Below are 10,282 nucleotides of genomic sequence, written 5' to 3'. Positions count from 1 at the left end.
CCCGTACCCGGCCGGGTACGGGCGCCCACCGCTACGCGGAGTTGCGCAGCGGGGCCGGCACGGCGGTGTGCAGGGCGGAGACGAAGGCGGAGATCGCCGGGTGGGCGCCGGCGCCCGCGCGGAAGGCGGTGCGGGTGCGCCGGTACATCGGCAGCCGGGTGAGGACGACCCCCGGCGGGGGCCGGTCGGTGCCGAGGTGCGGGACCAGCGCCACCCCCTGGCCGGCCGCGACCAGGGCGAGCACGGTCGCGAAGTCGTCGATCTGGTGGCGGATCCGGGGCGCGAAGCCCGCGGCCTCGCAGGCCCGGACGGCCATGCTGTGGCACAGGGTGCCCGGCGGGGCGAGGATCCACGGCTCGGCGCGCTGGTCGGCGACGGCGCCGGGGGTGCGGGCCGCCAGGTACATCGGCTCGGTGAAGATCGGCCGGGTGACCGCCAGGCCGGGCTCCGGGTCGGCGGGCACCAGGTCGTACTCGTGCACCAGCGCCACGTCCAGCTCGCCCGCGCGCAGCGCCGCCGCGACCTCGGCCGGGTCGACCTCGGTGACCATCGGCTCCAGCCCCGGGTGCCAGCCGGCCAGTTCGGCCAGGACGGCGGGGATGATCGCGCGGGCCGCCGACGGGTAGGTGCCGATCCGCAGCGGGCCGGCCAGCCCCTCGCGGGCGTGGGCGAGTTCGGCGTCCGCCTGCTCCAGCCGCTCCAGCACGGCCTCGGCGTGCCGGACCAGGTTGCGTCCGGCCGGGGTGAGGGCGACCCGGCGGCCGGTGCGCTCCAGCAGCGGGACGCCGGCCTCCTTCTCCAGGACGGACAGCTGCTGGGAGACCGCCGAGGGGCTGAAGCTGAGCGCCTCGGCGACGGCGGCGATGGTGCCGAGGTGGGCGAGTTCGCGCAGCAGGCGCAGGCGTCGGACGTCGAGCATCGGCTCAGCTTACGAGAAGCTTCGGAAACGTGAACTGGACCTGCGGGATCGGCGGACCCGAGGATCGTGGGCATGGAACTCAAGGGCATTCTCGTCCCGCTGGTCACCCCGTTCGCGGCCGACGGCTCGGTGGCGCTGGACGCGCTGGAGAAGCTGGCCGGCTCGGTGCTCGACGAGGGTGCGGCCGGGCTGGTCGCGCTCGGCACCACCGGCGAGCCGGCCGCGCTGGGCGCGGACGAGCGGCGCGCGGTCACCGAGGTCTGTGCGGAGGTCTGCGCCCGGCGCGGTGTGCCGCTGCTGGTCGGCGCGGGCGGGCCGGGCACCGCCGCGGCCGCCGAGGAGCTGGCCGCGCTGGCCGGGCGGGTGCCGGGGGTGGCGGGTGCGCTGGTCACCGTGCCGTCCTTCGTCCGGCCGGGCGAGGCCGGGACGGTCGCGCACTTCCGGGCGCTGGCCGAGGCCAGTCCGGTGCCGCTGGTCGTCTACCACATCCCGTACCGGACCGGGCAGGCGCTGTCCGGGGCCGCGCTGCTGGAGCTGGCCGCGCTGCCGAACGTGGCGGGCGTCAAGTACGCGACCGGCGGGGTGGACCAGGCGGCGGTGGAGCTGCTGGCCGGGGCGCCGGCCGGGTTCTCCGTGCTGGGCGGGGACGACGCGGTGCTGGCGCCGCTGCTGGCGCTGGGCGCGGACGGCGGCATCCTGGCCTCCGCGCACCTGGCCACCGGGCGCTTCGTCGAGCTGGCCGAGGCGTGGCGGGCCGGGGACGCGGCCCGGGCCCGTGAGCTGGGCCACCGGCTGACCGCGCTGGCGGTGGCGGCCTTCGCCGCGCCGAACCCGGCAGTGGTCAAGGGGGTGCTGCACGCGCAGGGGCGGATCCCGACGCCGGACGTCCGGCTGCCGCTGCTGCCGGCCGGGCCGGCGGAGGTCGCGCGGGCGCTGGAACTCGTCAGTGGTCTGGACCACTGAGGACCACAGGATGGAATGCGGGACCGTCCGGTGCCGGTGACAAGGCATGATGGGCGGAGTGCGGCCATGAGCGGCAAGATCAAGAGGAGTAGTCGGATGAAGATCGGCATTGTCGGGGCGACCGGCCAGGTGGGCGGCGTGGTCCGCGAGATCCTGGCCCAGCGCAACCTTCCGGTGGAGCAGCTGCGGCTGTTCGCCTCGGCCCGCTCGGCCGGGCGCACGCTGCCCTGGAAGGGCACCGAGGTCACCGTCGAGGACGCGGCCACGGCCGACTACGCCGGCCTTGACATCGTGATCTTCTCGGCCGGCGGCGCCACCTCCAAGGCGCTCGCCCCCAAGGCCGCCGCCGCGGGCGCCGTCGTCATCGACAACTCCTCCGCCTGGCGCCGCGACCCCGAGGTCCCGCTGGTCGTCGCCGAGGTCAACCCCGAGGCGATCGCCGACCGGCCCAAGGGCATCATCGCCAACCCGAACTGCACCACGATGGCCGCCATGCCCGTGCTGCGCCCGCTGCACGAGGAGGCCGGGCTCGCCGCCCTCGTCGTCTCCACCTACCAGGCCGTCTCCGGCAGCGGCGTGGCCGGCGTGGCCGAGCTCCAGGACCAGGCGGCCAAGGTCGTCGACGGTGCCGCCGCGCTCGCCCACGACGGCTCGGCGGTCGAGTTCCCCGAGCCCAAGGTCTACAAGCGCCCGATCGCCTTCAACGTCGTCCCGCTGGCCGGCTCGATCGTCGAGGACGGCTCCAACGAGACCGACGAGGAGCAGAAGCTCCGCCACGAGAGCCGCAAGATCCTCGGCATCCCCGAGCTGAAGGTGGCCGGCACCTGCGTGCGCGTCCCGGTCTTCTCCGGCCACTCGCTGCAGATCAACGCCCGCTTCGAGCGCCCGATCAGCACCGAGCGCGCGGTCGAGCTGCTCACCGGCGCCCCCGGCGTCGAGCTGAGCGAGATCCCCACCCCGCTCCAGGCCGCCGGCCAGGACCCCAGCTACGTCGGCCGCATCCGGGTCGACGAGACGGTGGAGAACGGCCTGTCGCTGTTCGTCTCCAACGACAACCTGCGCAAGGGCGCCGCGCTCAACGCCGTCCAGCTGGCCGAGCTGGTCGCCGCGGAGCTCAAGGGCTGAGCGGACCCCGCGCACCGACAGCGGCCCCCGTCCGGGATCGGACGGGGGCCCGCGTGCTGTGCGGGGGAAAGCGGTGGCCGGCCGAGGTTCGGCGGGCGGATCTGGGGGAAAAGCTGACCCAAACGATCGGGCAGCTGCGGGCTCACCCTCACCCCACGCCGTCCGGGCCCGGGCGCACCCCGCCCACCCCGGCACCGTCGGACCCGGCGGAGCCCCACCCCGAGGGCGAGCGGAAAGAGGTGCGCGATGGACCGCTGTGTCGTCCTGGTGGACGCCGGATACCTGCTGGGCGCCGCCGCCAGTCTGCTCGCCGGCGACTCCTCCCGCTCCAAGGTCACCGTCGACCACACCGCGCTGATCGCCGCCCTGCGCGAGCGCGCCGAGGCCGAGACCGGCCTGCCGCTGCTGCGGATCTACTGGTTCGACGCCGCGCCCGAACGCCGCCCGATGCCCGAGCACCGGCGGCTGCGGGTCCTGCCCCGGGTCACCGTCCGGCTCGGCGCGCTCACCAGGGCCGAGGGCCGCTGGGTGCAGAAGGGCGTCGACGCCGCGATGCACGCCGAGCTCTCCGAACTCGCCCGCAACCGGGCCTGCTCCGACGTCGTGCTGATCACCGGCGACGGCGACCTGCTGCCCGGCATGATGTCCGCCAAGGAGCACGGCGTCGTCGTCCACCTCTGGGCGTTGCAGGCCGCCGACGGCGACTTCAACCAGTCCGAGGACCTCGTCGGCGAGGCCGACGAACGGCGGGTGCTGGACCGCGAGTGGATCGAGGGGTCGTTCAGCCTGCGCGACACCTCCAGCGTCTTCCCCGGCCCCGGCGCCCGGCACGACATCGCCAAGATCCTCTCCGCCCCGCCCGCCGCACCCCCCGCCGCCCTGCCCGGCCCGCTGCCCGCGGCCCAGGTGCCCGGCGGCCCCGCCGCCGACGAACCCGCGGCGGCCCCCGCCGGCACCGCCGCGCCCGCCGCCGCCGTCAACGGCGGCCCGCAGCCGGCCGCCGCCGGGCTCAAGGTCGTCCCCACCCCCAAGGACCTCGCCGGACGCAGCGCCGACCGGCAGGCCGCCGTCGCCCAGCAGCAGAACGGCCAGCAGAACGGTCAGCAGCAGACCGGCCCGGTGCTGCGCTGGTCCTCCGACCGCGGCTGGATCGACCGGCCCGTCGCCGAGCCCGCCGTCACCGCCGGCGACGGCCTGCCGACCCTCGCCCAGCTCACCACCGCCGAACAGCGCTGGGCCGACCGCGAGGAGGACATCACCTCGATCGGCGGCGACGCCCACGAGGTCGGCCAGGTCTTCGCCCGCCGCTGGACCAGCCGGATCGGCGACGCCGAACGGCTCACCGTGCTGTGGCCCGGCTACCCGCGCATCCCGCACCGGGTCGACGGCGAGCTGCTGCGCTACGCCGCCCGCTTCGGGCTGCTGGCGCACAAGGACGACCAGATCGACGAGCACGACCGGTACGCGATCCGGGCGGGCTTCTGGAAGGAGCTCGCCGCCCGCGTCCCCGGCGGGGACCTGGTCGTCGACGACTGACCGGCCGCCCGGGAGCCGGGGCGGGGCCCCGTTGTCCGCTTCGCCCGTTGCACCGCGTAGAGTCTTCGGTCGTGAGTGAGACGGCCGGGCGGGCACCCCAGGAGACCTCGCCGTGCTGTGCCGTACGGGACCTGGTCCGGACGTACCGCGCCGGGCGCGGGGCCTCCGCCGGCGTGATCCGGGCCAACGACGGCATCACCCTGACCGTCCGGCAGGGGGAGATCTTCGGCCTGCTCGGACCCAACGGCGCGGGCAAGTCCACCCTGGTGCGACAGCTCACCGGACTGCTGCGGCCCGACTCGGGCAGCATCGAGATCCTCGGCCACGACGTGGTCCGGCACCCCGAACGGGCCGCCCGGCTGCTCGGCTACCTCGGCCAGGAGTCCACCGCGCTCGACGAGCTGACCGTCGCCCTCGCCGCCGAGACCACCGGACGGCTGCGCGGCCTGAGCCGGGCCGCGGCCCGCGCCGCCGCCGACGAGGTGATCACCGAGCTGGCCCTGGAACCGCTCGCCCAGCGGCCGCTCGCCAAGCTCTCCGGCGGCCAGCGGCGGCTCGCCTGCGTCGCCGCCGCCCTGGTCGGCGACCGACCGCTGCTCGTCCTCGACGAGCCCACCACCGGCATGGACCCGGTCGCCCGGCGGTCCGTCTGGTCGGCGGTCGAACGCCGCCGGGCCGAGCGCGCCACCACCGTGCTGCTGGTCACCCACAACGTGATCGAGGCGGAGACCGTACTGGACCGGGTCGCCGTGGTCGACGAGGGCCGGGTGATCGCCTGCGACACCCCCGGCGGCCTCAAGGCACTGGTCGACGGCGACGTCCGGCTCGACCTGGTCTGGCGGGACGAGGCACCGCTGGACGTCCCCGCGGTCGCGGCGCTCGCCGAACGGGCCGAGCGCACCGGCCGCCGCTGGACCGTCCGCACCACCCCCGAGCAGGCCCGCGAACTGGTCTCAGCCGTCACCACCGGCCCGGCCTTCGCCGCCCTGGACGACTTCACCCTGGCCACCCCGAGCCTTGAGGACGCCTACCTCAAACTGGGCGGCCGCCACGGAGGACTGGCCAAGTGACGCTGCTCTCCTCACCGCCGCGGACCACCCCGGACGCGGCCGGCGGGCCCGCCCCGCTGGCCCCCGCCGCCCGGCTGCTGCCCGCCCTCGCCGCCGTCTACCGGGCGCAGCTCGCCCGGGCCCGGGTGGCGCGGATCCCGCTGCTGTTCGTGGCCACCTTCCAGTCGCTCGGCATCCTGGTGATGATGCGGGGCGTCGTCGACGCCGGGCAGACCTCGGCCGCCCGCTACGTGGTGTCCGGCTCCAGCGTGCTGGTGGTCGCCTTCGTGGCGCTCAACCTGCTGGCCCAGTACTTCGGCCGGCTGCGGGCCAGCGGCGGGCTGGACCACTACGCGACGCTCCCGGTTCCGGCCGCCTCGGTGGTGCTGGGCGCGGCCGCCGCGTTCGCCTCGTTCACCCTGCCCGGGACGCTGGTCACGGCGGCCGTCGGCGCGGTGATGTTCGGACTGCCGCTCGGACAGCTGTGGGTGCTGCTCGCGGTGGTGCCGCTGGCCGGGGCGGCGCTCTCCGGGCTCGGCGCGGCCTGCGGGCTGCTCGCGCCCAAGCAGGAGATCGCCACCATGCTGGGGCAGCTGGGCATGTCGGCGGCGCTGCTGCTCGGCGTCCTGCCGGTGGACCACCTGCCGCAGCCGGTGCTGTGGCTGCGCGACCTGCTGCCGTCCACCTACGCGGTGGAGGCGTTCGCCCGGACGTTCCGGCCGTCGCCGGACTGGGCGGCGGTGGCCGGGGACCTCGCGGTGTGCGCGGGGGTGGGCGTGGTGTCGCTGGCCGTCGCCACCTGGGCGTACCGGCGGGCCACCCGGCGCTAGGGGCCGGGCCCGGGCGGCCGGTCGGCCGGTCGGTGGGTGGCCGGGCCGCGGGGGTGGCGGCCGTGAAACGATGGGGGGCGTGACCGTACCGAACACACCTCCGGACCCCGCCGACGCCGTCCCGGCGGACGCCGTGCCCGCTCCGCACGCCGAAGCCGGTCCGCCCGCCGCACGTGATCCGTACGCGCTGCCGCCGGGGCCGGACCTGGTGGACGGGAAGGAGCAGCCCGCGGAGCCGATGGCGCAGCGGCTGCTGCCCGAGCTGAGGGTCGGGGCGGCCACGGTGCTGGCCTGCCTGGTGCTGGGGGTCGTGATGGGCGGGCTGTGGGCCTGGCTGGCGCCCAGGGTGCCGCTGGTGGTCGACGGCAACAAGATCCTCTACGGCGACCCCGAGGGGGAGCAGCGGGCCGGGGCCGACAGCGTGTTCGTGCTGCTCGGGCTCGGCATGGGCGTCCTGACCGCGCTGGGGGCGTTCCTGGTCACCCGGAAGCGGGGCGGCGGGATCGCGGTGGCGGTCGGGCTGGCGGCCGGCGGCCTGCTGGCGTCGGTGGGGGCGTGGGGGCTCGGGCGGTGGCTCGGGCCGGGCAGCGACCTGGTCGCGGAGGCGCGGCGGGTCGGGGACGGCGGGCACTTCCAGGCGGACATCGACCTCGGGGCCTACGGCGCGGTGCTGGCCTGGCCGATGGCGGCGATGGTGCTGCTGCTGGCGCTGTCGGCGGCCTTCGGCAAGCGCGAGGAGGACCCGCCGCCGTACTGGGTGCCGGGGCCCGCGGCCGTGGACGCCGGGGCTCCGGCGGACCGGCGGGAGGGCTGACGGGGCGGCTCGTCGGACGGATGCGGTGCGGGGCCCGGGTCGCGGGGACGGTGCGGCGCCGGGCCCTTTCGCTGCGCGCGGGGGGTCAGCGGGCGATGGGGGCGGTGCGGGCGCCGGTGAGGGTGACGAGGTGGGCGGGGGAGAGCTCGACCTCCAGGCCGCGGCGGCCGGCGGAGACGTAGACGGTGGGGTGGGTGAGGGCGCTGGCGTCGACGACGGTGCGCAGCGGGCGGCGCTGGCCCAGCGGGGAGATGCCGCCGAGGACGTAGCCGCTGCTGCGTTCGGCGGCGGCCGGGTCGGCCATCGCGGCGCGCTTGCCACCGACGGCCGCGGCGAGCGCCTTGAGGTCGAGCTGGCCGGCGACCGGGACGACGCCGACGGTCAGCACGCCGTCGACGTCGGCGACCAGGGTCTTGAACACCCGCTCGGCCGGTACGCCGAGCGCCTCGGCGGCCTCGCCGCCGTAGGAGGCGGCGGCCGGGTCGTGCTCGTAGGAGTGGACGGTGAACGGCACGGCGGCGGTCTCCAGGGCGACCGTCGCGGGCGTGCCCTGGCCGCCCTTCTTCGGCTTCTTGGCCACGGGGGCTCCCCGATCGGTGGGCTCGGTCAGTTGGGGCTGAAGGACTGGCGGGTGAGGTTGACGGCGGGCAGCGAGGGCAGCCAGCCGAGCACCGCCGTCTCGCGGCGCAGCAGGTCCAGCTCGGCGCGCAGCCGCTGGGCGTTGTCGGGGCAGGCGAGCAGCTGCTGCTTGAGCGGGACCTCCAGGACGGCGGCCGCGGCGACCAGGTAGGACAGCACCTGCGGGTCCTCGGGCAGTTCCTGGCGGCCGACGGTGCTGGCCTCGCGGGCGCCGGCGAGCCGGCGCTGGTAGGTGCGGAAGATCCGCTCGACCTCGGCGGCGAGCGCGCCGGAGCCCTCGCCGGTGCGCTCCTCGATGGGTTCGAGCTCGCCGACGAGGTAGGGGCCGCCGACGTCCACGGACCGGAGCCAGAACCGGGTGGTGCCGGTGACCAGCAGCTCGTACCGGCCGTCCGGCTGCGGCTGGACGGAGGTGACGTCGGCGATGCAGCCGATGTGGTGGAGCGCCTCCAGCGGGTCGCCGGTGGCGGTGCCGAGGCCGTCCAGCGGGCCGGCCGGCCCGTCGTCGGGACGGACCGGGGCGACCTCGCGGCCGTCCTTGATGGCGAGCACGCCGAAGCGGCGCGGCTGGTCCTCGGGTTGCTCCAGCAGGTCGGCGACGAGACGGCGGTAGCGCTCCTCGAAGACGTTGAGGGGCATCACCAGGCCCGGGTAGAGCACCGTGTTCAGCGGGAAGAGCGGAAGCCGTTCTGTCACGGCGGACAGCGTAGTTCCCCGGGCCCGGCGGGCGTCCACGGCCCTGGCCCCGGACCGGGAGCGCGACCGGGACCGGCACCGGCCTAGCTAGAGCCGCTGGAGCATCCGGGTGGCACCGGCGGCGACCGTGGTGGCGAGCACCCAGCCGACGATGACCAGGCCGGAGGAGACCCACTGGGCGGTGCCGCCGGGGTTCCAGCCCTTCTGGCCGAGGTCGACGACCGGCAGCAGCTGGCCGAGCGCGTAGAGCACCGGGTTCCAGTGCGGGCGTTCGTCGGCCTTGAGCGGTTGCAGCGGGTGGGTGGCGAAGTAGAGGCTGCCGAGCGCCCAGGCGAGCAGCAGCCACAGCGCGGCCCGGCCGGGGCGGAAGCCGTAGCCGACGGTGGCGTCCTGGACCCGGCCCCAGATCCGGGCCGGCAGCGGGAGGGTCTGCCGGCGGCGGCGCTGCTTGGCGTAGAGCACCGTGCGGGCGTCGTCGTCGGCGCCGTCCCGGCGCAGGGCGGCGGCGAGCTGCTCGTAGGACTCGGGCTGGAAGTCCACCGAGGCGCTCTCCAGCCAGGCGATCCGCTGCTGGACGGTGAACGGCGCGGCCGGGCGCAGGCACTCGTAGGTGAAGCCGGTGAGGCCGAGGTGCCTGCCCTGCGGCCACGCGTCGGGGGCGTCGACGAGGTTGCCGATCCGGGCGCGGGAGAGCGAGACGGTGCCGGTGGGCGGGGTGCGGCAGGTGAACCGCAGCTCGGGGGTCTGGATCCGGCGCAGGGCCAGTTCGTCGCCCTCGTCGAGGTGGAACTCGGCGCCGGAGATCAGGCAGGCGTTCTCGAACCGGCCGTCGGAGAGCCGCACCCGGCCGTAGGCGCGGAACGGCGTGCTGTCGGCGCTCGGCGGGACGGCCTGGCCGTAGCCGGAGCCGTAGTAGGACTGCGAGTCGGTCCAGCCGCGGTCGGCGGAGCTGCTGAGGTACAGCGTGTGGCCGACGGTGATCCGGGGGGCGTTGAGCGCGTTGGGGTTCTCCGGGACGGCCCGCAGCAGGGCGCCGCGCAGCGAGAGCCGGCCGCCGATCCGGGCGGTGCGCAGGCTGACCTCGCCGACGGCCTCCAGCCGTTCGGCCTCGAAGTCCTGGCTGACGGCGAGGCCGTCGGCGGACAGCGCCCGGCCGTACCGGTCGCCGCCCAGGACGGCCTGGTTGAGCAGCAGGTCGGTGCCGATCCGGGCGTCGGTGAGCCGTACGCCCTGCGGAATGCGGCAGCGGGCCAGGTGGAGGTCCCCGGAGGTGGTCAGCCGGGAGGCCTCCAGGCGGGGGAGCCGGCAGCCGACCAGGCGCAGGGTGCCGGCCTCGGCCTCGGACATGAGGATCTTCTGGTCGAAGCGGCAGTCGTGCAGTTCGACGTAGTGCCCTATGGTGCCGCCGGCCAGCCGCAGCGGCCCGGTGACCAGGGCGCCGGTCAGCTTGAGCGAGGCGACCCGGCCGGGGACGGCGGCCGGACCGTCCAGCAGCAGGCGGGAGAGCACCACCGCGCGGATCGTCCGCTCCGGGCCCCAGACGGCCTCGCCGAACGGGTCGTCCTCGGAGGCCCCGCCGCTGCGCAGGTCGTGGATGCGGCCGTGCCGGAACGCCTCCCAGAGCGCCTGCTCCGCGGCGGTCCAGCCGTCCGGTGCCCGATCCGTCACGGTTCCCCCCAGATGTCCCCGGCCTCCCCCGGCCGTCTCGCCC

10 protein-coding genes are annotated in these 10,282 nt (G+C 76.1%); 6 read left to right on the top strand and 4 right to left on the bottom strand.

Annotation, left to right across the window (positions count from 1 at the left end):
• Window positions 1-31 precede the first annotated feature (31 nt).
• Window positions 32-919, bottom strand: a complete 888-nt coding sequence (locus tag ACFU74_RS05555) for a LysR substrate-binding domain-containing protein (RefSeq protein ID WP_380752145.1) — start codon at window positions 917-919, stop codon at window positions 32-34.
• A 72-nt stretch (window positions 920-991) separates the two neighbouring features.
• Between ACFU74_RS05555 and ACFU74_RS05550 the strand changes: the two genes are divergently transcribed.
• From ACFU74_RS05550 to ACFU74_RS05525, 6 genes are all read left to right on the top strand, one after another.
• The gene (locus tag ACFU74_RS05550; protein WP_380752141.1) at window positions 992-1,882 is read left to right on the top strand and encodes a dihydrodipicolinate synthase family protein; all 891 of its coding nucleotides are present in this window, start codon (window positions 992-994) and stop codon (window positions 1,880-1,882) included.
• A 96-nt stretch (window positions 1,883-1,978) separates the two neighbouring features.
• The gene (locus tag ACFU74_RS05545) at window positions 1,979-3,007 is read left to right on the top strand and encodes an aspartate-semialdehyde dehydrogenase (RefSeq protein ID WP_380752138.1); all 1,029 of its coding nucleotides are present in this window, start codon (window positions 1,979-1,981) and stop codon (window positions 3,005-3,007) included.
• Window positions 3,008-3,253: 246 nt separating this feature from the next.
• Window positions 3,254-4,543, top strand: coding sequence for an NYN domain-containing protein (locus ACFU74_RS05540; protein WP_380752135.1), 1,290 nt, complete (start codon window positions 3,254-3,256; stop codon window positions 4,541-4,543).
• A gap of 71 nt (window positions 4,544-4,614) precedes the next feature.
• Entirely contained in the window at window positions 4,615-5,613 is a 999-nt protein-coding gene (locus ACFU74_RS05535) for an ABC transporter ATP-binding protein (RefSeq protein WP_380752132.1), read from the top strand.
• On the top strand, window positions 5,610-6,422 hold the full coding sequence (locus ACFU74_RS05530; protein ID WP_380752129.1) for an ABC transporter permease: 813 nt from the start codon (window positions 5,610-5,612) through the stop codon (window positions 6,420-6,422). Before ACFU74_RS05535 ends, ACFU74_RS05530 begins: the two co-directional genes overlap by 4 nt.
• A gap of 79 nt (window positions 6,423-6,501) precedes the next feature.
• On the top strand, window positions 6,502-7,236 hold the full coding sequence (locus tag ACFU74_RS05525) for a hypothetical protein (protein WP_380752126.1): 735 nt from the start codon (window positions 6,502-6,504) through the stop codon (window positions 7,234-7,236).
• A gap of 85 nt (window positions 7,237-7,321) precedes the next feature.
• Here the strand turns inward: ACFU74_RS05525 and ybaK are convergent, their stop codons facing one another.
• The 3 genes from ybaK to ACFU74_RS05510 form a co-directional block, all read right to left on the bottom strand.
• Window positions 7,322-7,816 carry a Cys-tRNA(Pro) deacylase gene (gene ybaK, locus ACFU74_RS05520; protein WP_380752123.1) on the bottom strand — a complete coding sequence of 165 codons (495 nt, stop codon included), beginning with the start codon at window positions 7,814-7,816 and terminating at the stop codon, window positions 7,322-7,324.
• 26 nt (window positions 7,817-7,842) lie between these two features.
• The gene (locus tag ACFU74_RS05515) at window positions 7,843-8,571 is read right to left on the bottom strand and encodes an LON peptidase substrate-binding domain-containing protein (protein WP_380752120.1); all 729 of its coding nucleotides are present in this window, start codon (window positions 8,569-8,571) and stop codon (window positions 7,843-7,845) included.
• 87 nt (window positions 8,572-8,658) lie between these two features.
• Entirely contained in the window at window positions 8,659-10,239 is a 1,581-nt protein-coding gene (locus tag ACFU74_RS05510) for an oxidoreductase (RefSeq protein WP_380752117.1), read from the bottom strand.
• Window positions 10,240-10,282 lie beyond the last annotated feature (43 nt).

It is taken from the genome of Kitasatospora sp. NPDC057500 (genome assembly GCF_042802195.1).
Classification (GTDB): domain Bacteria; phylum Actinomycetota; class Actinomycetes; order Streptomycetales; family Streptomycetaceae; genus Kitasatospora.
The sequence above is the reverse complement of the archived record's forward strand: the minus strand, read 5'-3'. Positions and strand labels throughout refer to the sequence as shown.

Coding starts and splice junctions, on each gene's coding strand:
- ACFU74_RS05555 (WP_380752145.1), bottom strand. CDS start 919: ATGCTCGACGTCCGACGCCTGCGCCTGCTGCGCGAACTCGCCCACCTC.
- ACFU74_RS05550 (WP_380752141.1), top strand. CDS start 992: ATGGAACTCAAGGGCATTCTCGTCCCGCTGGTCACCCCGTTCGCGGCC.
- ACFU74_RS05545 (WP_380752138.1), top strand. CDS start 1,979: ATGAAGATCGGCATTGTCGGGGCGACCGGCCAGGTGGGCGGCGTGGTC.
- ACFU74_RS05540 (WP_380752135.1), top strand. CDS start 3,254: ATGGACCGCTGTGTCGTCCTGGTGGACGCCGGATACCTGCTGGGCGCC.